Annotated in this window: 17 protein-coding genes; 12 read left to right on the forward strand and 5 right to left on the reverse strand. The window is 68.6% G+C overall.

What is annotated here, in order from left to right; translation table 11 throughout:
* Positions 1-72: 72 nt before the first annotated feature.
* The gene (locus C4B30_RS12460; protein WP_089499149.1) at positions 73-1,269 is read left to right on the forward strand and encodes a 5-(carboxyamino)imidazole ribonucleotide synthase; all 1,197 of its coding nucleotides are present in this window, start codon (positions 73-75) and stop codon (positions 1,267-1,269) included.
* 11 nt (positions 1,270-1,280) lie between these two features.
* Positions 1,281-2,309 (forward strand): L-threonylcarbamoyladenylate synthase, encoded by a 1,029-nt coding sequence (locus tag C4B30_RS12465; protein ID WP_027785302.1) that lies wholly within the window; start codon positions 1,281-1,283, stop codon positions 2,307-2,309.
* A gap of 81 nt (positions 2,310-2,390) precedes the next feature.
* Here C4B30_RS12465 and C4B30_RS12470 read toward each other — a convergent pair whose 3' ends face one another.
* The 3 genes from C4B30_RS12470 to dacB form a co-directional block, all read right to left on the reverse strand.
* A complete protein-coding gene (locus C4B30_RS12470) occupies positions 2,391-3,530 on the reverse strand; it encodes an SGNH/GDSL hydrolase family protein (RefSeq protein WP_027785301.1) in 1,140 nt (379 codons plus the stop codon).
* A gap of 96 nt (positions 3,531-3,626) precedes the next feature.
* Positions 3,627-4,541 (reverse strand): sterol desaturase family protein, encoded by a 915-nt coding sequence (locus C4B30_RS12475; RefSeq protein ID WP_027785300.1) that lies wholly within the window; start codon positions 4,539-4,541, stop codon positions 3,627-3,629.
* A gap of 331 nt (positions 4,542-4,872) precedes the next feature.
* Positions 4,873-6,426 (reverse strand): D-alanyl-D-alanine carboxypeptidase/D-alanyl-D-alanine endopeptidase, encoded by a 1,554-nt coding sequence (gene dacB / locus C4B30_RS12480; protein WP_027785299.1) that lies wholly within the window; start codon positions 6,424-6,426, stop codon positions 4,873-4,875.
* A gap of 184 nt (positions 6,427-6,610) precedes the next feature.
* On the opposite strand from dacB, the gene C4B30_RS12485 reads away from it, so the two are divergent.
* The 6 genes from C4B30_RS12485 to C4B30_RS12510 all read left to right on the forward strand — a co-directional run bounded on the left by C4B30_RS12485 (position 6,611) and on the right by C4B30_RS12510 (position 11,989).
* Positions 6,611-7,273, forward strand: coding sequence for a response regulator (locus C4B30_RS12485; RefSeq protein ID WP_006481728.1), 663 nt, complete (start codon positions 6,611-6,613; stop codon positions 7,271-7,273).
* A gap of 3 nt (positions 7,274-7,276) precedes the next feature.
* Positions 7,277-8,623: an ATP-binding protein gene (locus C4B30_RS12490; protein ID WP_027785298.1), complete on the forward strand. Its 1,347-nt coding sequence runs from the start codon at positions 7,277-7,279 to the stop codon at positions 8,621-8,623.
* A gap of 112 nt (positions 8,624-8,735) precedes the next feature.
* The gene (locus tag C4B30_RS12495; protein ID WP_027785297.1) at positions 8,736-10,220 is read left to right on the forward strand and encodes a DegQ family serine endoprotease; all 1,485 of its coding nucleotides are present in this window, start codon (positions 8,736-8,738) and stop codon (positions 10,218-10,220) included.
* A gap of 105 nt (positions 10,221-10,325) precedes the next feature.
* The gene (locus tag C4B30_RS12500) at positions 10,326-10,763 is read left to right on the forward strand and encodes a carboxypeptidase-like regulatory domain-containing protein (RefSeq protein WP_027785296.1); all 438 of its coding nucleotides are present in this window, start codon (positions 10,326-10,328) and stop codon (positions 10,761-10,763) included.
* A 130-nt stretch (positions 10,764-10,893) separates the two neighbouring features.
* A complete protein-coding gene (locus C4B30_RS12505) occupies positions 10,894-11,253 on the forward strand; it encodes a DUF427 domain-containing protein (RefSeq protein WP_027785295.1) in 360 nt (119 codons plus the stop codon).
* A gap of 28 nt (positions 11,254-11,281) precedes the next feature.
* Positions 11,282-11,989, forward strand: a complete 708-nt coding sequence (locus tag C4B30_RS12510; protein WP_027785294.1) for a CoxG family protein — start codon at positions 11,282-11,284, stop codon at positions 11,987-11,989.
* Positions 11,990-12,040: 51 nt separating this feature from the next.
* On the opposite strand, the gene C4B30_RS12515 is transcribed toward C4B30_RS12510, so the two are convergent.
* On the reverse strand, positions 12,041-13,057 hold the full coding sequence (locus C4B30_RS12515) for a helix-turn-helix domain-containing protein (RefSeq protein ID WP_027785293.1): 1,017 nt from the start codon (positions 13,055-13,057) through the stop codon (positions 12,041-12,043).
* Positions 13,058-13,209: 152 nt separating this feature from the next.
* On the opposite strand from C4B30_RS12515, the gene C4B30_RS12520 reads away from it, so the two are divergent.
* On the forward strand, positions 13,210-13,878 hold the full coding sequence (locus tag C4B30_RS12520; RefSeq protein ID WP_027785292.1) for a cysteine hydrolase family protein: 669 nt from the start codon (positions 13,210-13,212) through the stop codon (positions 13,876-13,878).
* A gap of 37 nt (positions 13,879-13,915) precedes the next feature.
* Here C4B30_RS12520 and C4B30_RS12525 read toward each other — a convergent pair whose 3' ends face one another.
* Entirely contained in the window at positions 13,916-14,557 is a 642-nt protein-coding gene (locus tag C4B30_RS12525; protein WP_027785291.1) for a TetR family transcriptional regulator, read from the reverse strand.
* A 400-nt stretch (positions 14,558-14,957) separates the two neighbouring features.
* On the opposite strand from C4B30_RS12525, the gene C4B30_RS12530 reads away from it, so the two are divergent.
* The 3 genes from C4B30_RS12530 to C4B30_RS12540 are packed head-to-tail and all read left to right on the forward strand — an operon-like array spanning position 14,958 to position 20,971.
* Complete coding sequence (locus tag C4B30_RS12530) at positions 14,958-16,232, forward strand: efflux RND transporter periplasmic adaptor subunit (protein WP_027785290.1); 1,275 nt, start codon at positions 14,958-14,960, stop codon at positions 16,230-16,232.
* Between the two features lie 15 nt (positions 16,233-16,247).
* Complete coding sequence (gene bpeB, locus C4B30_RS12535) at positions 16,248-19,448, forward strand: efflux RND transporter permease BpeB (RefSeq protein WP_027785289.1); 3,201 nt, start codon at positions 16,248-16,250, stop codon at positions 19,446-19,448.
* A complete protein-coding gene (locus C4B30_RS12540; RefSeq protein WP_027785288.1) occupies positions 19,448-20,971 on the forward strand; it encodes an efflux transporter outer membrane subunit in 1,524 nt (507 codons plus the stop codon). Before bpeB ends, C4B30_RS12540 begins: the two co-directional genes overlap by 1 nt.
* The last annotated feature ends 220 nt before the right edge of the window (positions 20,972-21,191 follow it).

Below are 21,191 nucleotides of genomic sequence, written 5' to 3' on the forward strand. Positions count from 1 at the left end.
CACGAGGCGGCCGGCGCCGGATTTTCCCACTGCGGCGGGCATTTCCGCGTTCCGCCGCGACCGACCACTGACATGACCGCAACTCCTGATTCCGTTTCCCCGATCCTGCCCGGCGCGTGGCTGGGCATGGTCGGCGGTGGCCAGCTCGGCCGCATGTTCTGCTTTGCCGCCCAGTCGATGGGCTATCGCGTCGCCGTGCTCGATCCCGATCCGGCGAGCCCCGCCGGCGCGGTCGCCGATCGCCATCTGCGCGCGGCGTACGACGACGAAGCCGCACTCGCCGAACTGGCGGACCTGTGCGAGGCCGTATCGACGGAATTCGAGAACGTGCCGGCCGCGAGCCTCGATTTCCTCGCGCGCACGACGTTCGTCGCACCGGCCGGCCGCTGCGTCGCGGTCGCTCAGGACCGGATCGCGGAGAAGCGTTTCATCGAGGCGTCGGGCGTGCCGGTCGCGCCGCACGTCGTGATCGAATCGGCGGCGGCGCTCGCCGCGCTCGACGATGCCGCGCTCGACGCGGTGCTGCCGGGCATCCTGAAGACGGCCCGCCTCGGCTACGACGGCAAGGGCCAGGTGCGCGTCGCCACCGCGCGGGAAGCGCGCGACGCGCATGCCGCGCTCGGCGGCGTGCCGTGCGTGCTGGAGAAGCGCCTGCCGCTGAAATACGAGGTGTCGGCGCTGATCGCGCGCGGCGCGGACGGCCGCTCGGCCGCCTTCCCGCTCGCGCAGAACGTGCATCACAACGGCATCCTCGCGCTGACGATCGTGCCGGCGCCGGCGGCCGATGCCGCGCGCGTCGACGAGGCGCAGCAGGCGGCCGTGCGGATCGCCGATACGCTCGGCTACGTCGGCGTGCTGTGCGTCGAATTCTTCGTGCTGGAGGACGGCTCGTTCGTCGCGAACGAAATGGCGCCGCGCCCGCACAACTCCGGCCACTACACGGTCGATGCGTGCGCAACGAGCCAGTTCGAGCAGCAGGTGCGCGCGATGACGCGCATGCCGCTCGGCAACCCGCGCCAGCATTCGCCGGCCGCGATGCTGAACATCCTCGGCGACGTGTGGTTCCCCGACGGTGCGGCAGCCGATGCCGTCACGCCGCCGTGGGACACGGTCGCCGCGATGCCGGCCGCGCACCTGCACCTGTACGGCAAGGAAGAGGCGCGCGTCGGCCGCAAGATGGGTCACGTGAACTTCACGGCCGAGACGCGCGACGAAGCCGTAGCCGCCGCCAACGCGTGCGCGCAACTGCTGCGCGTGCCGCTCGACTGAGGCGCGGGCCGATGTCCATCGATCTCCCGACGCACGTGACGCCCGCGCAGATCGACGCGGCCGCCGCGTTGCTCGACGCGGGCCAGCTCGTTGCATTTCCGACCGAAACCGTCTACGGGCTCGGCGGCGACGCGGCCAATCCCGAGGCCGTCGCGCGCATCTATGCGGCGAAAGGGCGGCCGGCGAACCATCCGGTGATCGTGCATCTGCCGCCCGGCGGCGATCCGGGCTACTGGGCCGACGACTTGCCGCCCGACGCGCACGCGCTGATCGATGCGTTCTGGCCGGGCCCGCTGACGCTGATCCTGAAGCGCCATGCGCGCATTCCGGATGCCGTGAGCGGCGGGCAGGATTCGGTCGGGCTGCGCTGTCCGTCGCATCCGGTCGCACAGGCGCTGCTGGCCGCGTTCAGCGCACGGCGCGGCGGCCACGGCGGCGTGGCGGCGCCGTCCGCGAACCGGTTCGGCCACGTGAGTCCGACGACCGCGCAACACGTGCGCGACGAATTCGGCGATACCGTGCACGTACTCGACGGCGGCGCATCCGAAGTCGGCATCGAGTCGACGATCCTCGACCTGTCGCGCGGCTTCCCGGCGCTGCTGCGCCCGGGCCACGTGACGCCTCGACAGATCGCCGACGTGCTCGGCCGCGCGCCGAAGCTGCCGGACGGCAGCGACGCGACCGCGCCGCGCGCGTCGGGCACGCTGAAAGCGCATTACGCGCCGCGCACGCCGCTCGCGCTGCTGCCGTTCGACGCGCTCGAGCCGCTGCTCGCGGCCGCGCAAACCGACGGCGAGCGCGTCGCGCTCGTCGCACGCGCGTCGCGGGCAGGACACTGGGCGCGGGCCGACGGCGTGCATTTCATCGCGGCGCCCGAAGATCCGCAGGCCTATGCACGCGACCTGTACGGCATGCTGCGGGCGCTCGACCGCGCGCAGGTCGCGCGCATCCTCGTCGAGAAGCTGCCCGAGACCGTCGAATGGATCGCGGTCAACGATCGCCTCGGCCGCGCGGCGGCTGCCTTCGAAGCGCGCGACTGACGCGCTCGGGCGCCTGCCGAATGAAAAACGCCCGACCGGCGAACCGGTCGGGCGTTTTCGTTTGGGCGCGTGGCCGGCGGCTTACTTGCCGACGCCGGATTTCGCGATCTGCTGTTCGACGTATTGCGCGAACAGCGCGTGCAGGCGCGTCGCCGGGTGGACCATGTCGGCGAACATGTAGGTCTGGTCCGCGTTCGCGACCGTGTAGGTCTGCGGCGAGCAGAACAGCGACGAGCCGAACGCGGTCGCGTTCGCGACGCCGTACTGCGTGGCGGCCTGGACCATCGCCTTCAGGTTGCAGGCGGTGTCGGTATTCGACACGCTGAAGCCGTTCGCCTTGTAGTTGGCCGCGATGCCGTCCTGCCACGTGAACGAATCGACCATCGCGACCTTCGTCGGGTCGACCTTCAGCGCGGCGAGCGTGCCGACGAGCGTCTGGTTGAACAGGCCCGACAGTTGCGTGAACGCGGCCTGCGTGCCGCCCTGCAGCGCGAGCGGCGTGCCGCCGATGTCCGGCACGTTCGCGACGAACACGTGCGTCGCGCCCGCCGCGACGATCTGCTGGACGATCCCGCCGAGCTGCTGCGCGGCCAGGCCGATCGCCTGCGCCGCCGCGAGTTGCGCGGCCGGCGTATTGCCTTGCGCCTGCGCGACCTGGGCCTGGTAGAAGATGTCGTTCGCGCCGCCGTTGATCAGCACGATCTGGCCGGCGTTGAAGCTGCCGTGCTGCGTCAGGTACTGCTTGACCTGGTCGGCGATCGGCGTCGTCGTCGCCTGTGCGTAGTCGGGGTTCGGCACGCTGGCGTCCGCATGGCCGATGCCCGGCTGCAGCGTCACGCGCGAGCCGCCCTGCGCGTAGCCGAGGCCGCCCGTCGCCTGCAGCGGGATGCCGAAGCCGCCCTGGTTCGCGGGCTGCAGCGTGTCGCCGTAGTACTGCGCGACGTCCTGCGTCCATACCTGGCCCGGGTTGGTCGTGAAGCGGCCGCCGCCGAAGCCGAGCTTGATCTGCGAGTAGGTGCCGACGTCGGACAGGCTGTCGCCGAACGACACGATCTGCATCTTCACGCCCGACGGCGGCGTGTTCGACGCGCTGCTGCCGTTGTTGTCGTCACCGCCGCCGCATGCGGCGAGCAGCGCGAGCGCGGCGCCGGCGATCGCGACTTGCGCGGTGCGCAGCATGCGCTGACGCGTGCGGGAAGGTGCGTGTTGTTGTGTCTGCATCGTTCGATCTCCTCGTAGATATGGCCCTGATGTGTTTCTCATCTGCCGCGTGCCTGCTCGGTTCCGGGCTGCGCGGCGGCCGTTGGCTGAAACGGTTTATCGGTCGCGCGCAACCGCCAGCGGCACGGTGCGCGGATCCTGGTTCGCGGCCTCGGCAATCTGCGCATGATAAGCGCTCGCCCACTCGGGCGGGCCGAAAATCGCGCGCAGCTTGTTGCGCCATCCGTCGACGCGCCACGCGTCGGACGCCATCGCCACCCACTCGTGGAAGGTCGCGACGAGCGGGTTGTTCGAGCCGAGCCGTTCGACGATTCCGTACCGCGGCGGATCGTCGGGCGTTTCCTCGACATAGCTGCCGAACAGGCGATCCCAGATCACCAGGACGCCTGCGTAATTGCGGTCGATGTAGCGCGGGTTGCGCGCATGGTGGGCGCGGTGGATCGACGGCGTGTTCAGCACGTATTCGAGCCAGCCGAGCTTGCCGATCGCCTGGGTGTGCACGAAGAACTGGAACGCGAGGTTGATCAGCACGATGCCGACGACCTGTTGCGGCGGAAAGCCGGCGAACGCGAGCGGCAGCCAGAACAGCCACATGCCCGCGATCGGGTACATCAGGCTCTGACGGAACGCGGTCGAGAAATTCATCCGTTCGGACGAGTGGTGCACGACGTGCGCGGCCCACAGCCAGCGCACGCGATGGCTCGCGCGATGGAACACGTAGTAGAGGAAGTCCTGCGCGACGAACAGCACCGCGAACGACAGCCAGCCGTCGTGCCACGTGTAGACGCGATAGTGCCGGTAGCAGTACGCATAAACGGGAATCACGAACAGCCATGCGATCTTGTCGGCGCCCTGGTGCATCAGCGCGAGCGCCGCGTTGCACAGCGTGTCGCGCCACGCATAGATGCGGTCCTGCGCACGGGTGCGGGCGAGGTGCCAGGCCTCCCACGCGATGCAGAGCAGGAAGACGGGCGCCAGCGCGAGCAGAAGCAATTCGACGTCGAATCGCATGGGCGTGTCTCCTTCGTTCCCCTGCAAGCCATCGGGCCGGGCGTGTGGCCCGTTGTAGATATCGGTCAGGCCAACAGCCTACGCAATCGCCACGCGCTAGGCGAGGGGGCAGCGTAGAGGGTTCCCTCTGAGGACAGGGTTTCTACGGAATCCGTACTGCACGGGGCCGGGCGGTGCGGCCCCGTTTTATGCATGCGGCGTACGCGCGGGGCGTCGCGCGACGGTGGCGCGGGCGTTTCAAACCGCGCGGCGCGAGATTTCGCGGGCGGCGCGGTGCGGGGCGCGCGCGGGCCGCCCTGTCACGACGGCCCGCTGCGCGGGGCACGGATCGTCAGTGCGCGCCCGCGTAGATCCACTCGAGCAGCGTGTCGTGCGCGGCGCGCGCGCCTTCCGCGTGATCGTTGTTGATGAAGCTGACGACGACGTAGCTCTGGCCGTCCGCACCGGCGACGTAACCGGCGATCGCGCGCACGTCGCGCAGCGTGCCGGTCTTGATGTGCGCGTTGCCGAGCACGCCCGCGTTGGTGAGGCGGTTCTTCATCGTGCCGTCGATGCCCGCGATCGGCAGCGAATCGACGAACGCCTGCGCGACGGGGCTCGCGTTCGCGGCCTGCAGCAGCGCGGCGAGCGACAGCGCGCTCACATGTTCTTCGCGCGACAGCCCCGAGCCGTTCTCGAGCACGAGGTCGGGCATCGCGATGCCGTTCTTCTGCAGGAACGCCTGGATCGCGCGGCTCGACTGCTCGGGCGTCGCGGGCGGCTTGCCGCTGACCGCGCCGATCGTCAGGAACAGGTTGCGCGCCATCACGTTGTTGCTGAACTTGTTGATGTCGTAGACGATGCTGCCGAGCACCGGGCTGTGATGCACGGCGAGCGGCCGCGCGGTGACGGGCACCTTGCCTTCGCTCACGGGCCCCGCGATCGTGCCGCCGTCCTGCTGCCACAGCGCGAGGAAGCCGCGTGCGAAGAACGTCGTGTGATCGAGGATCGCGAGGTTGGTCGTGTGCGCGCCGCAGCGCAGCGGGTAGTCGCCGGCGAACGACGCGGTCATGATCCCGCCGCCGGCCGTCAGCGTCGGGCGCGCGGCCGCGGCGGCCGCGCTGCACGAGCCCGAGCCTTCGACGAGCTGGTTGTCGATCGACAGGTCCGCGAGCGGCGGCAGCACGTCGACGGCGACCTTGCCGTCATCGCCCGGCGTGACCGTGAACGACACGGCCTTGAACGCATACAGCAACGGATCGGGGCCGACGTTGTACGGCGCGCTGGCATCGTCGTCGAACGACGGCAGGTCGCGCGTCGACGCCGCGAAATAGCTCTTGTCGAGCACGAGACCGCCGGCCACGCGCTTGACGCCTGCCTTGCGCAGTTTGTCGACGAGGTCGATCAGCTCTTCGGGCACGAGCTTCGGATCGCCGGTGCCCTTGATGTACAGATTGCCCTGCAGCGTGCCGTCGGGGTCGATCGTGCCGTCCGTGTACGCGGTGGTGCGCCAGCGGTAGTCGGGGCCGAGGATCGACAGGCCCGAGAAGGTCGTCACGAGCTTCATCGTCGAGGCCGGCAGCATCGGCCGGCTCGCATTCCATGCGATCAGCGGTTGCGGATCGCCGACGCGCTCGACGACGACGCTCATCGCCGACGCCGGCACCTTCGCGCGCTGCAGCGCGACGAGCACGGATGCCGGCAGGCCGGCCGCGCGCGCGGCGGGCGACACGACGGCGGTCTTGCGCGCTTCCTTGCGCGCTTCCTTGTGGGATTTCTTGCGGGCCTGCGCGGACGGCGCGAACGCGAGGGCCGTGCACGTGGCGACGACGGCGGCCGCCCGCAGACAGACGCGGGCGCGGGGGGCGAACCGGGCGGAAAGGGCGGAAAGATCGAAAATCGGCATGGGCGAATACGGGAAAAGCAGGGGCTCGGGCAGGACGCGCGGGGCGCGGAAGCGCACATTGTAGAGACAAGTCGGGGCAGGTCCCTTGCAATCCGCCTTACTGTTGCATTGCACGGTGCCGCGCACGCGATTCGCGGCGCTACAATGGTCGCCGTGTTTGACTCGCCCATGGATGGCTGTCCCGATGCGGATTCTGCTTGTCGAAGATGATCGAATGATCGCCGAAGGCGTGCGCAAGGCGCTGCGCTCGGACGGCTTTGCGGTCGACTGGGTGCAGGACGGCGACGCCGCGCTCACGGCGCTCGGCGGCGAGACGTACGATCTGCTGCTGCTCGATCTCGGCCTGCCGAAGCGCGACGGCATCGACGTGCTGCGCACGCTGCGCGGGCGCGGGCTGGCGCTGCCGGTGCTGATCGTCACAGCGCGCGACGCCGTCGCCGATCGCGTGAAGGGGCTCGACGCCGGCGCCGACGACTATCTCGTCAAGCCGTTCGATCTCGACGAGCTGGGCGCGCGCATGCGCGCGCTGATCCGCCGCCAGGCCGGCCGCAGCGAGTCGCTGATCCGCCACGGCGCGCTGACGCTCGATCCCGCGTCGCACCAGGTGACGCTCGACGGCGCGCCCGTCGCGCTGTCCGCGCGCGAGTTCGCGCTGCTCGAGGCGCTGCTCGCGCGGCCGGGCGCGGTGCTGTCGAAGAGCCAGCTCGAGGAGAAGATGTACGGCTGGGGCGAGGAGATCGGCAGCAACACGGTCGAGGTCTACATCCACGCGCTGCGCAAGAAGCTCGGCTCGGACCTGATCCGCAACGTGCGCGGGCTCGGCTACATGGTCGTCAAGGAAAGCTGACGCGTGCGGTCGATTCGTCATCAATTGCTGATCTGGCTGCTCGCGATCGTCGTCGCGGGCGTGGGCATGGCCGGCTGGCTCATCTACCGGCAGGCGCTCGCCGAAGCGAACGAACTGTTCGACTACCAGTTGCAGGAAATCGCCGCGGCGCTGCCGTCGGAGCCGTTCTCGCAGGTGTTCGGCTCGCGCACCAACGGCGACGAAGGCATCGTGATCCAGATCTGGAATCGCAACGGCGTGCTGATGTACTTCTCGCATCCGCGTGCGCCGATCGCGCCGCGCGCGGAGCTCGGCTTCTCGACCGAGCGCACCGATCGCGGCGAATGGCGCGTGTACGGCGCGATCGTCGGCGACAACGTCGTGCAGCTCGCGCAGCCGCTGTCGGTGCGCAACCGGCTGGCGGCGAACGTCGCGCTGCGCACGCTGTGGCCGCTGATCGTGCTGCTGCCGTTCCTCGGCGCGGCCGTGTGGGGGATCGTCGGGCGCGGGCTCGCGCCGCTCGCCCGCGTGACGCGCGCGGTCGAGGCGCGCCGCCCGGAAGCGCTCGATTCGCTGCCCGACGCGCGCCTGCCGCTCGAGGTGCAGCCGCTCGTGCGGGCGCTGAACGGGCTGCTCGCGCGGCTGTCGGCGGCGCTCGACACGCAGAAGGCGTTCGTCGCCGACGCCGCGCACGAATTGCGCACGCCGCTCGCGGCCGTGCAGATCCAGGCGCAGCTCGTCGCTCGCGCGAAGGACGATGCGTCGCGCCGCGAGGCGATCGCGGATCTCCAGGACGGCGTGTCGCGCGCGACGCGTCTCACCGAGCAGCTGCTCGCGCTCGCGCGCGCCGAGCCGGACGGCGCGACGATGCGCGAACCGGTCGACCTGCAGGCGCTGCTCGCCGAATGCGTGACCGCGCATGCGCCGCTCGCGCAGCGGCACGACATCGATCTCGGCTTCGAGGAAACGCGCGCGGCGAGCGTCGTCGCGGACGTCGGCGCGCTGCGCGTGATGTTCGGCAACCTGCTCGACAACGCGGTGAAGTACACGCCGGACGGCGGCCGCATCGACGTGTCGCTGACGCGCGACGCGGCCGGCCGCGCGTGCGTGCAGATCGCCGACAGCGGGCCGGGCATTCCGGCCGACGAGCGCGAGCGCGTGTTCGACCGCTTCTATCGCGACAGCACGGCGCGCGCGCGCACCGACGTGTCGGGCAGCGGGCTCGGGCTCGCGATCGTCAAGCGCGTGGCGGCGCAGCAGGGCGCGACGGTGTCGCTCGGCGATGCGGCCGCGGGCGGCCTGCTCGTCAGCGTCGTGTTCCGCGATGCGGAGATGCCGGCCCCGGCGCCGCAGCCTTCCGAATCCGTCTGAAGAGGCGGCGCCGGCGGGGTGCCGGCAGCCGCTTAAGCCCGGCTTAAGGCTGATTAAGCCTCCTTTAAGTCAGGGTCGTTACGCTGCGTCCTAACAAAGAGGAGGTCCTACGATGAACACCCGATTCCTTGCGCGCGGCACCGTCGCGGTCGCCGTGGCGGCCGCCCTGTCGGCCGGCTATTTCGCCGGCACCCGCCGCGCCGATCCGCAGATCATCACGCCCGCGCAGGCGGCCGCATTGATGCCGGCAGAAGCCGCGGCCAAGACCGGCATTCCCGATTTCTCCGGGCTCGTCGAGACCTACGGCCCGGCGGTCGTGAACATCAGCGCGAAGCACGTCGTGAAGCAGGTGTCGCGGCGCGCGCCGCAGCCGCAACTGCCGATCGATCCGAGCGACCCGTTCTACCAGTTCTTCAAGCACTTCTACGGCCAGGTGCCGGGCATGGGCGGCGACGCGCAACCGGACGATCAGCCGAGCGCGAGCCTCGGGTCGGGCTTCATCGTCAGTGCCGACGGATACATCCTCACCAATGCACACGTGATCGACGGCGCGAACGTCGTCACGGTCAAGCTGACCGACAAGCGCGAATACAAGGCGAAGGTCGTCGGCTCCGACAAGCAGTCCGACGTCGCCGTGCTGAAGATCGACGCGAGCGGCCTGCCGACCGTGAAGATCGGCGACCCGGCGCAGAGCAAGGTCGGCCAGTGGGTCGTCGCGATCGGCTCGCCGTACGGCTTCGACAACACGGTCACGTCGGGCATCATCAGCGCGAAGTCGCGCGCGCTGCCGGACGAGAACTACACGCCGTTCATCCAGACCGACGTGCCGGTGAACCCCGGCAACTCGGGCGGCCCGCTGTTCAACCTGCAGGGCGAGGTGATCGGCATCAACTCGATGATCTACTCGCAGACGGGCGGCTTCCAGGGCCTGTCGTTCGCGATCCCGATCAACGAGGCGATCAAGGTGAAGGACGAGCTCGTGAAGACGGGCCACGTGAGCCGCGGCCGCCTCGGCGTCGCGGTGCAGGGGCTGAACCAGACGCTCGCGAGCTCGTTCGGGCTGCAGAAGCCGGACGGCGCGCTCGTCAGCTCGGTCGACGCCAATGGTCCGGCCGCGAAGGCCGGCCTGCAGCCGGGCGACGTGATCCTGTCGGTCAACGGTTCGCCGGTCGCCGATTCGACGTCGCTGCCCGCGCAGATCGCGAACCTGAAGCCGGGTTCGAAGGCCGACCTGCAGATCTGGCGCGACAAGTCGAAGAAGTCGATCAGCGTGACGCTCGGCGCGATGGCCGATGCGAAGCTCGCGTCGAACGACGGCGGGCCGGTCGAACAGGGCCGCCTGGGTGTCGCGGTGCGTCCGCTGTCGCCGCAGGAGCGCAGCGCCAGCAACCTGTCGCACGGGCTGATCGTGCAGCAGGCCGGCGGGCCGGCCGCCAACGCGGGTATCCAGCCGGGCGACGTGATCCTCGCGGTCAACGGCCGCCCGGTCACGAGCCCCGAGCAGTTGCGCGACGCGGTGAAGGGCGCGGGCAACAGTCTTGCTCTGCTGATCCAGCGCGATAATGCACAGATCTTCGTGCCGGTCGACCTGAGCTGACCGGCCACGGCCGACGGCCGGTCTGGCCGGCCGCGGCGGGCGCCGCCGCCGTGCGACGCGCGTGACGCTGCGCCCCGTATGTGTTCCGACCCCAAGGAGAGAGCCATGCAATATCTACGCAACGTGTCCCGATTTGCCGTCGCCGCGGCGCTGACCGCCGGCCTCGCGGCGGGGGCGACCGCCGCGTACGCGCAGTCGGACGGCCTGCCCGCCGCGAGCCAGCAAGGCGATGTCAGCTACGTGTCGGGCGGTATCGGCAAGGACCAGTCGACGGCATTCCAGAGTAACGAGGCGTCATGGCCGCTGGCGCTGCGCTTCACCGGCAAGGGCGGCGAGTTCCTGGCCGACGTCCATGTCCGGATCGTCGACGGCAAGGGCACCGAGGTGCTGGCGACCGACGCGCGCGGGCCGTACATGCTGGTGAAGCTGCCGCCGGGGCGCTATACGGTGCACGCGTCGTACCAGGGCAGCGACGAATCGCGTGCCGTCACGGTCGGCGCGAAGGGCGGCGCGAAAGCCGCGTTCCAGTGGAGTGCGCAGTAGCCCGCCGCGCGCGGCCCGGGCCCCGGGCGCGCAATCGGACGAAGTTTCGCCCATAATGAAAGCCACGGCATGCGTGCCGTGGCTTTTTTCGTTTCCTGCCCCGGCCTGGAGGCCGCCCGAAGGAGAAACGATGTCCGATGCAGCCGACCCTCGACTCGAAATCGTGCCGAACCGTCATCGCGTGCGCGTGATTCATCGCGGCATCACCTATGCCGATTCGCACGGCGCGCTGACCGTGCGCGAAGCGGGGCTCCCGGACATCCATTACCTGCCGCGCGGCGACGTCAACATGCGCCGGCTCGTGAAATCCGGCGTCACGACGGTCTGCCCGTTCAGGGGGCAAGCCGTGCATTTCGACTTGCAGACGGAAGACGGCATGATCGAGAACGCCGCATGGAGTTACGAAGAACCGAAGGAGGCGGCGGCCGTGCTCGCGCACTACGTCGCCTTCGATGTCGCACGGGTCGACAGTCTCGTCGAGACGTCCTGATGCGGCGCGCGTTCATCGGGGAGGCGTCATGGAACTGAACGACACGTTACGCGTACCGCTCGCGCCGCCTGTCGTGCGGGATGCGCTGGAGGATCTCGCGCTGTTGCGGGCGAGCTTCGATCATTGCGAATCGTTCGTGAAACTCGCACACGGCGAGTTCGCGCTGACGATCACGGTGCCGCTCGGCCCGCTGCGCGCCCGCTACGACGTGCGCGCGCATGCGGCCGCCGAGCAGGGCGACGCGGAAGGGCAGCCGCGCCGCGTGCTCAACTTCAAGGCGCGGGCCGACGGCCTCGGCGCGCTGCGCGGCCAGGTCGAACTCGTGCTGGTGCCGGTCGACGATGCGAGCGCCACGCGAATCGAGTACGTGGTGTGGGCGACGGCGAGCGGGCCGCTCGCCGAACTGCCGGGGCGGCAGATCGACAATGCGCTGCGCGAATGGACCGACACGTTCTTTCGCGAGTTCTGCGCGGTCGTGCAGGCGAAGCACGGTCTCGCGCCGAATCGCGCGAGCGCCCCTGCGCAGCGACGCCAGCACGTATTTTTGCGGCCGGCATCGCTGGTGGCCGCGACGAAGCGCTCGCTGCCGCCGCATCTCGGCGGCGCGCTGAGCGGGCGTGCGGCGAGCGCGCTCCGGCATCGCGATTCCGGCACGGTGCCCGTGTGGGCGTGGGCGGCGATGATCGTGTTCGTCGCGCTGCTGCTTTACGCGGCACGCTGGTTCAACGGCGGCTGATCAGCCGCCCGGTTCCGCGTCACGGCCTGCCCGCCGCCCGGGCAGCGGGCGTCACCGTCCCGCGCCGGCGCCGGCTTCGGCGCCGCGAAATTCCCTTCGATACGCAGACGGCGACGTGCCGAGCGCGCCCGCGAAATGCTGGCGCAACGACACGCTCGAGCCATAGCCGGCCGCCTGCGCGATCGCGTCGATCGATTGTCCGGTGGTTTCCAGCAGATGCTGGGCGCGCGCGAGCCGTTCGGCCTGCAGCCACGCGGTGACGGTCGTGCCCGTCGCCTGGCGGAAGTGGCGCGTGAACGTGCGCCGGCTCATCAGCACGCGTTCGGCGAGCGAATCGACGCTGTGCGCGGCGTCGAGGTGGGCGCGCACCCAGTCGAGCAGGCCCGCGAGCCGCGCATCGCGCGGATGCGCGGCGACCGGCTGCGGCACGTACTGGGCCTGGCCGCCCTGGCGGTGCGGCGGGATCACGAGGCGGCGCGCGATCCGGTTCGCGGCGTCCGAGCCGAAGCGTCGCCGCACGACGTGCAGGCAGCAGTCGAGCCCCGCGGCCGTGCCGGCCGACGTCATCAGGTTGCCGTCGTCGACGTACAGCACGTCGGGATCGAGTTTCACGCGCGGAAAGCGCCGTGCGAAATCGTCGGCCCACGCCCAGTGCGTGGTGGCCGGGCGGCCGTCGAGCAGGCCGGCCGCGGCGAGCACGTAAGCGCCGAGACACAGGCCGACGAGTTCGGCGCCGCGCGCGGCAACCGCGCGCACGGCATCGAGCAGCGCGTCGGGCGGCGCTTCGTCCGGGTCGCGCCAGGACGGCACGATGACGATGTCCGCATCGTCGAGCGCGCCGAGCCCGTGCGGCGCGGTGATCGTGAAGCCGCCCGTCGTCGCGAGCGGGCCGCGCTCGGCCGAGCAGACGCGGAACTCGAACGCGGGAGACGCGGCCGCGTCGCGCTCCTTGCCGAATACGACCGACGGCACCGACAGGTGGAACGGGCTGATGCCGTCGTACGCGATCACGGCGACGACGGTCGGAATGGATGAGGCGGATGGAACGGGCGGCGCGGCGGCGAGCATGGCGGGCTCCGGAAAGGCGATGGCCCGATTTTATCGAAGAATGGCTATCGGGCCACTATCGGCACCGGCCACGCGGCTCGACAATGCATCGCATCGCACTGCTGGCCGTCCCGCCCCGGGGCGGGGCAGCGCCTCCGGCCAAGGAGCCCACCATGTCGAACGCCGTCCCGCATTCCGCTTCCTCCCTTTCCGCTGCCCGCCGCGCGCTGATCGTGATCGACGTGCAGAACGAATACGTGACGGGCAACCTGCCGATCGAATACCCGCCGCTCGACGTGTCGCTCGCGAACATCGGCCGCGCGATCGACGCCGCGCACGCGGCCGGCGTGCCGGTGATCGTGGTGCAGCACGTCGCGCCGGCCGGTGCGCCGATCTTCGCGCCCGGCACCGACGGCGTCGCGCTGCACGCGGTGGTGGCCAGCCGGCCGTACGCGTATCGTATCGAGAAGGCGCAGGCCAGCTCGTTCGCCGGCACCGATCTCGCCGCGTGGCTCGATGCGCACGGCATCGACACGCTCGCGGTGGCCGGCTACATGACGCACAACTGCAATGCGTCGACGGTCTATCACGCGGCGCATGCGGGGCTGAAGGTCGAGTACCTGGACGACGCGACGGGCGCGCTGCCGTACGAGAACGAAGCGGGCGCGGCGAGCGCCGAGGAGATTCACCGCGCGTATGCGGTGGTGTTTCAGTCGAATTTCGCGGCCGTGATGTCGACCGACGCGTGGATCGCGGGACTGGCCGGCGCGCCGATGCCTTCGTGCGATTCGGTGGCCGCGTCGAACCGGCGGGCTCGCGCGCATCGCGCGAAGGCGGCCTGACCCGGCGCGGCAACCGTGCGCGCCATGCGCCGCGCGGTCAGTCGGGATCCTTCAGCATCGCCGGGCTGTAGCGCAGCATGTCGAAGCAGCCGTCGACGAGCTTTTCCGCATGCTGCTCGGCGTCGATCTCGTCGGGCAGCATCAGCATGTCGCGCACGAACCCGCTGACGAGCGTGTGCAGCATCAGCGTCGCGCGCCACGTATCGAGCCGCTCGGGCAACAGCTTGAGCCCCACGGCCACCGCGAGATCGGCGTCGATCATGTGCAGCGCCTCGCTCATTCCCGCGCGATTGCGTTGCAGCAGCGGCTCCATGTCCGCGACGTACTCGCACTTCATGAACAGGATGCTGAACACGCGCCGCAGCTGCGGGTCGCGCTGCACGCCGAGCAGGCACCAGATCAGGATCTGACGCACCTTCTCGAGCGGATTGCCGCCCGGCGCGTCGGGCGGCATCCGCTTCAGTTCGTCGATCGGCAGGAACACGCGGTCGAACATCGCATCGAAGAGTTCGCTCTTGTTCGCGAAATGCCAATAGATCGCGCCGCGCGTCACGCCGGCGTGCTGGGCGATGTCCGCGAGCGACGTATGCGATACGCCTTTCTCGAAGAACACGTGTTCGGCGGCGTCGAGAATGCGATTGCGCGTCTCGAGCGCCTCCTCCTTGGTACGTCTGACCATATGCAGGCCTGATTGGATCGATCGTCGGTGAATATAGGGTCCGCAACCCCTCGTCGCCGTCATGGAGACGGGCTATGCTTGCTGGTCGTAACAATCTGTAAGACTGGGCAGCCGGCGGAGTACAAACGGGCTTTTTACATACATTCGTGAATGTATATACAATACCACCCTACGATCGAATGACCCAAGTGGCAATCAGTTAATATCCCACTCTGCTGATTCCCGCCCTAGTACCAGTCCGCAGTACGCGGCATCCCCGTCGGCACGGAGGTCTCGTGCCGACGTGCTGTATCTAGCAGTCCAGTAATTCAGGTGTTCGATCTGCGCCGCGAGGCGCATCCGTGTTGCGCTCCGGTCGGGCGCGGCACTTATTCCATTGGTTATACACAGAGGTCGCTCCATGCGCGTCGAACGGGTTCCATACCGCTTAATCACTGTCGCGACGGCCGCCGTTTTCCTGGCCGCGTGCGGCAAAAAAGAATCGGCACCGCCGCCGCAAACGCCGGAAGTCGGCGTCGTCACCGTCCAACCGCAATCCGTACCGGTCTTCACCGACCTGCCGGGCCGCACCAGTGCTTTCCTCGTCGCGCAAGTGCGCGCACGGGTCGACGGCATCGTGCTGCGCCGTGAATTCACCGAAGGCACCGACGTCAAGGCCGGCCAGCGCCTCTACAAGATCGATCCGGCGCCGTACATCGCCGCGCTGAACAGCGCGAAGGCGACGCTCGCGAAGGCGCAGGCGAACCTCGTCACGCAGAACGCGCTGGTCGCGCGCTACAAGGTGCTGGTCGCCGCGAACGCGGTCAGCAAGCAGGACTACGACAACGCGGTCGCCACGCAGGGTCAGGCCGCGGCGGACGTCGCGGCCGGCAAGGCGGCGGTCGACACCGCGCAGATCAACCTCGGCTACACGGATGTCGTGTCGCCGATCAGCGGCCGCGTCGGCATCTCGCAGGTGACGCCGGGCGCATACGTGCAGGCGAGCCAGGCGACGCTGATGTCGACGGTGCAGCAACTCGACCCGGTGTACGTCGACCTCACGCAGTCGAGCCTCGAAGGGCTGAAGCTGCGTCAGGACGTGCAGAGCGGCCGTCTGAAGACGAGCGGCCCGGGCGCGGCGAAGGTGTCGCTGATCCTGGAAGACGGCAAGACCTACTCGGAGTCGGGCAAGCTGCAGTTCTCGGACGTGACGGTCGACCAGACCACCGGCTCGGTGACGATCCGCGCGGTCTTCCCGAACCCGGGCCGCGTGCTGTTGCCGGGGATGTTCGTGCGCGCACGGATCGAGGAAGGCGTGAACGAGAACGCGTTCCTGGTGCCGCAGATCGGCGTCACGCATGACCAGAAGGGCCAGGCGGTCGCGATGGTGGTGAACGCCAGCAACAAGGTCGAGCCGCGTCCGCTGAAGACCACCGGCATGCAAGGCCCGAACTGGATCGTCGAAGGCGGTCTGCAGGCGGGCGATCACGTGATCGTGCAAGGCGTCGACAAGGTGCGCCCGGGCGCGACCGTGAAGTCGGTCCCCGCGCAGCTCGCTCCGGCGGCCGATGCCGCCTCGGGTACTGCTGCCCCCGCCGCGCCGGCCGCCGCCGGGTCCGGCACCGCCGCCGCTTCCGGTGCCGCCGCATCGGGCGCCGCGCCCGCGAGTGCTGCCGCTGCTTCGAGCGCGAAATAACAGGGAGCCTGTTTCATGGCAAAGTTTTTTATCGATCGCCCGATCTTCGCGTGGGTGATCGCCATCATCCTGATGCTGGCCGGGGTTGCGGCGATCTTCACGCTGCCGATCTCGCAGTATCCGACGATCGCGCCGCCATCTATCCAGATCACCGCGAACTACCCGGGCGCTTCCGCGAAGACGGTGGAAGACACGGTGACGCAGGTGATCGAGCAGCAGATGAGCGGTCTCGACAACTTCCTGTACATGTCGTCGACGAGTGACGACTCGGGCAACGCAACGATCACGCTGACCTTCGCGCCGGGCACCAACGCCGATATCGCGCAGGTGCAGGTGCAGAACAAGCTGTCGCTCGCGACGCCGGTTCTGCCGCAGGTCGTGCAGCAACTCGGTCTGTCGGTCACGAAGTCGAGCAGCAGCTTCCTGCTGGTGCTCGCCTTCAACTCCGAAGACGGCAGCATGAACAAGTACGACCTCGCGAACTTCGTGGCGTCGCACGTGAAGGACCCGATCAGCCGGTTGAACGGCGTCGGTACCGTCACGCTGTTCGGCTCGCAGTACGCGATGCGGATCTGGCTCGACCCGAACCGCCTGACCAACTACGGCCTCACGCCGGTCGACGTCAGCTCCGCGATCACCGCGCAGAACGTGCAGATCGCGGGCGGCCAGATCGGCGGCACGCCGGCGAAGCCGGGCACCGTGCTGCAGGCGACGATCACCGAATCGACGCTGCTGCAGACGCCCGAGCAGTTCGGCAACATCCTGCTGAAGGTCAACCAGGACGGCTCGCAGGTTCGCCTGAAGGACGTCGCGCAGATCGGCCTCGGCGGCGAAAACTACAACTTCGACACGAAGTACAACGGTCAGCCGACCGCGGCACTCGGTATCCAGCTCGCGACCAACGCGAACGCGCTCGCGACCGCGAAGGCCGTGCGCGCGAAGATCGACGAGCTCGCACCGTTCTTCCCGCACGGCCTCGTCGTGAAGTACCCGTACGACACGACGCCGTTCGTGAAGCTGTCGATCGAGGAAGTGGTCAAGACGCTGCTCGAAGGTATCGTGCTCGTGTTCCTCGTGATGTATCTGTTCCTGCAGAACCTGCGGGCGACGATCATCCCGACGATCGCGGTGCCGGTCGTGCTGCTCGGCACGTTCGCGATCATGTCGCTGGTGGGCTTCTCGATCAACACGCTGTCGATGTTCGGCCTCGTGCTCGCGATCGGCCTGCTGGTCGACGATGCGATCGTGGTGGTCGAGAACGTCGAGCGCGTGATGGCGGAGGAGGGACTGTCGCCGAAGGAGGCGACCCGCAAGGCGATGGGCCAGATTACCGGCGCACTCGTCGGCGTGGCGCTCGTGCTGTCGGCGGTGTTCGTGCCGGTGGCGTTCTCCGGCGGCTCGGTCGGCGCGATCTATCGTCAGTTCTCGCTGACGATCGTGTCGGCGATGGTGCTGTCGGTGCTGGTCGCGTTGATTCTGACGCCGGCCCTGTGCGCGACGATCCTGAAGCCGATCGAGAAGGGACATCACGAAGAGAAGAAGGGCTTCTTCGGCTGGTTCAACCGCACGTTCAACAACAGCCGCGACAAGTACCACGTCGGCGTGCACCACGTGATCAAGCGCTCGGGCCGCTGGCTCATCATCTATCTGGTCGTGATCGTCGCGGTCGGGCTGCTGTTCGTGCGCCTGCCGAAGTCGTTCCTGCCCGATGAAGACCAGGGCCTGATGTTCGTGATCGTGCAGACGCCGTCGGGTTCGACGCAGGAAACGACCGCGAAGACGCTCGCGAACATTTCCGACTACCTGCTGAAGGACGAGAAGGAAATCGTCGAATCGGCGTTCACGGTCAACGGCTTCAGCTTCGCGGGCCGCGGCCAGAACTCGGGTCTCGTGTTCGTGCGCCTGCGGGACTACTCGCAGCGCCAGCATGCGAACCAGAAGGTGCAGGCGTTGATCGGCCGGATGTTCGGGCGCTACGCGGGCTACAAGGACGCGCTCGTGATCCCGTTCAACCCGCCGTCGATTCCCGAACTCGGCACGGCCGCCGGCTTCGACTTCGAGCTGACGGACAACGCCGGTCTTGGCCACGACGCGCTGATGGCCGCACGTAACCAGCTGCTCGGGATGGCTTCGAAGGATCCGACGCTGCAGGGTGTCCGTCCGAACGGCCTGAACGATACGCCGCAGTACAAGGTCGACATCGACCGCGAGAAGGCGAATGCACTGGGCGTGACGGCGGATGCGATCGACCAGACGTTCTCGATCGCGTGGGCGTCGAAGTACGTGAACAACTTCCTCGACACCGACGGCCGGATCAAGAAGGTGTACGTGCAGGCCGACGCGCCGTTCCGGATGACGCCGGAAGACATGAACATCTGGTACGTGCGCAACGGGTCGGGCGGGATGGTGCCGTTCAGCGCGTTCGCGACCGGTCACTGGACGTACGGTTCGCCGAAGCTCGAGCGCTACAACGGCGTGTCGGCGATGGAAATCCAGGGTCAGGCCGCACCGGGCAAGTCGACCGGTCAGGCGATGACCGCGATGGAAGGGCTCGCGAAGAAGCTGCCGGTCGGTATCGGCTATTCGTGGACCGGCCTGTCGTTCCAGGAAATCCAGTCCGGCTCGCAGGCGCCGATCCTGTACGCGATCTCGATCCTCGTCGTGTTCCTGTGTCTCGCGGCGCTGTATGAAAGCTGGTCGATCCCGTTCTCGGTGATCATGGTGGTGCCGCTCGGCGTGATCGGCGCACTGCTTGCGGCGACGATGCGCGGCCTCGAGAACGACGTGTTCTTCCAGGTCGGCCTGCTGACCACCGTGGGCTTGTCCGCGAAGAACGCGATTCTGATCGTCGAGTTCGCGCGCGAACTGCAGCTGACGGAGAAGATGGGGCCGATCGAGGCCGCGCTGGAAGCAGCGCGCCTGCGGCTGCGTCCGATCCTGATGACGTCGCTCGCGTTCATTCTCGGCGTGATGCCGCTCGCGATCAGCAACGGCGCGGGTTCGGCAAGCCAGCACGCGATCGGTACGGGCGTGATCGGCGGGATGATCACGGCGACGTTCCTCGCGATCTTCATGATCCCGATGTTCTTCGTGAAGATCCGTGCGATCTTCAGCGGCGAGAAGGAAGACGTCGACGAGGCGCTGCGCCTGGCTCAGGCGCACTCGCACCACGAAGAGACGCCGGGCAACGGCGACGAAGGCAACAAGGGACAGTGATGATGCAAAAACACGCTTTGACTGCAATCGCAGTCGCGCTCTTTGCCACGGGCTGCACGATGGCGCCGCATTACAAGCGGCCCGACGCACCCGTCGCGCAGGCGTACCCGGCCGGCGGCGTCTACGCGACGCAGCCGGGCGCGGCCGGCGCGCGCAGCGCGAATGGCCAGGCGGCGACCGCCATCGGCTGGCGCGAGTTCTTCGTCGATCCGCGCCTGCAGCGGCTGATCGAGATCGCGCTGAAGAACAACCGCGACCTGCGCGTGTCGGTGCTGAACATCGAGGCGGCGCGCGCGCAGTACCAGATCACGCGCGCGGGGCTGTTCCCGACGCTCGACGGTACGGGCACGGGGAATATTCAGCGCTATCCGGCCGGTGTGTCGCAGACTGGCCGGCCGCTGATCTCGCGCGTCTACAACGTCGGGCTTTCGGCATCGTGGGAACTCGACCTGTTCGGCCGCGTGCAGAGCCTGAAGGATCAGGCGCTCGCGCAGTACCTGTCGACGTCGTACGCGCGGCAGGCGTCGGAGATCTCGCTGGTGTCGCAGGTGGCGGATCAATACCTGACGCTACTGTCGACCGACGATCTGCTGAAGGTCACGGAAGACACGCTGAAATCCGCACAGGCGTCGTACGACCTGACCAAGCTGCAGTTCGACAACGGCACGGGCTCCGAGCTCGAGCTGCGTCAGGCGCAGACGGTGGTCGAGACGGCGCTCGCGAACCAGCAGGCACAGGCCCGTGCCCGCGCGCAGGCGCTGAACGCGCTGGTGCTGCTGATCGGCGAGCCGCTGCCGGACGATCTGCCGCCGGGCATGCCGCTCGATGCGCAGAACCTGCTGACGGACGTGCCGCCTGGCCTGCCGTCGGATCTGCTCGCGCGTCGTCCTGACGTGATGCAGGCCGAGCAGACGCTGCTGGCCGCGAACGCGAACATCGGCGCGGCCCGCGCGGCGTTCTTCCCGAAGATCTCGTTGACCGCGGCATTCGGCACCGCGAGCCCGACGCTCGGCGGCCTGTTCAAGGCCGGCACGGCGGCGTGGTCGTTCGCGCCGAACATCGCGCTGCCGATCTTCGAAGGTGGGCAGAACATCGCCAATCTCGATCTCGCGCACGTGCAGAAGCGCATCGAGATCGCGAACTACGAGAAGGCGATCCAGTCGGCGTTCCGCGAAGTGTCGGACGGCCTCGCCGCACGCGGCACGTACGACCAGCAGATCGCGGCGCTGGAGCGCAACGAGCACGCGCAGCAGCGCCGCTTCGACTTGTCGGACCTGCGTTACAAGAACGGTGTCGACAGCTACCTGTCGGTGCTGACCGCGCAGACGGATCTGTACTCGGCGCAGCAGTCGCTGATCAGCGCGCGCCTGGCGCGCTGGACGAACCTGGTCGACCTGTACCGTGCACTGGGAGGCGGCTGGATCCAGCGCGCAGGCGAAGCGCCGCGCGCGCCGGATGCACCGGTCGACTACGACAAGGCGGCCGCTCCGGCGCCTGCGTCGGCAACCGCGACGAACGGGTAAGCGCGACGGAGGGCGGGGGCGGGCAGCCGCTCCTGTTCATCGAGCCGGCTATAACCGGCGATACGCGGAAACGAAAACGCCACGGATGCAAGTCCGTGGCGTTTCTTTTTTGGGTGGTCGCATCGCATGGGGCAGGGATCGTTGCCGTGACGATGCCTGCATCGGACTCGGGTGACTGCGGTGACGCGGGTGACGCAGGTGATTCCGCTGATTCCGGTCA

This window comes from Burkholderia sp. BE12, assembly GCF_002959955.1.
In the GTDB taxonomy this organism is placed as follows: domain Bacteria; phylum Pseudomonadota; class Gammaproteobacteria; order Burkholderiales; family Burkholderiaceae; genus Burkholderia.

Coding starts and splice junctions, on each gene's coding strand:
- C4B30_RS12510 (WP_027785294.1), top strand. CDS start 11,282: ATGGAACTGAACGACACGTTACGCGTACCGCTCGCGCCGCCTGTCGTG.
- C4B30_RS12540 (WP_027785288.1), top strand. CDS start 19,448: ATGATGCAAAAACACGCTTTGACTGCAATCGCAGTCGCGCTCTTTGCC.
- C4B30_RS12460 (WP_089499149.1), top strand. CDS start 73: ATGACCGCAACTCCTGATTCCGTTTCCCCGATCCTGCCCGGCGCGTGG.
- C4B30_RS12495 (WP_027785297.1), top strand. CDS start 8,736: ATGAACACCCGATTCCTTGCGCGCGGCACCGTCGCGGTCGCCGTGGCG.
- C4B30_RS12520 (WP_027785292.1), top strand. CDS start 13,210: ATGTCGAACGCCGTCCCGCATTCCGCTTCCTCCCTTTCCGCTGCCCGC.
- C4B30_RS12465 (WP_027785302.1), top strand. CDS start 1,281: ATGTCCATCGATCTCCCGACGCACGTGACGCCCGCGCAGATCGACGCG.
- C4B30_RS12475 (WP_027785300.1), bottom strand. CDS start 4,541: ATGCGATTCGACGTCGAATTGCTTCTGCTCGCGCTGGCGCCCGTCTTC.
- C4B30_RS12515 (WP_027785293.1), bottom strand. CDS start 13,057: ATGCTCGCCGCCGCGCCGCCCGTTCCATCCGCCTCATCCATTCCGACC.
- C4B30_RS12525 (WP_027785291.1), bottom strand. CDS start 14,557: ATGGTCAGACGTACCAAGGAGGAGGCGCTCGAGACGCGCAATCGCATT.
- bpeB (WP_027785289.1), top strand. CDS start 16,248: ATGGCAAAGTTTTTTATCGATCGCCCGATCTTCGCGTGGGTGATCGCC.
- dacB (WP_027785299.1), bottom strand. CDS start 6,426: ATGCCGATTTTCGATCTTTCCGCCCTTTCCGCCCGGTTCGCCCCCCGC.
- C4B30_RS12505 (WP_027785295.1), top strand. CDS start 10,894: ATGTCCGATGCAGCCGACCCTCGACTCGAAATCGTGCCGAACCGTCAT.
- C4B30_RS12530 (WP_027785290.1), top strand. CDS start 14,958: ATGCGCGTCGAACGGGTTCCATACCGCTTAATCACTGTCGCGACGGCC.
- C4B30_RS12470 (WP_027785301.1), bottom strand. CDS start 3,530: ATGCAGACACAACAACACGCACCTTCCCGCACGCGTCAGCGCATGCTG.
- C4B30_RS12500 (WP_027785296.1), top strand. CDS start 10,326: ATGCAATATCTACGCAACGTGTCCCGATTTGCCGTCGCCGCGGCGCTG.
- C4B30_RS12485 (WP_006481728.1), top strand. CDS start 6,611: ATGCGGATTCTGCTTGTCGAAGATGATCGAATGATCGCCGAAGGCGTG.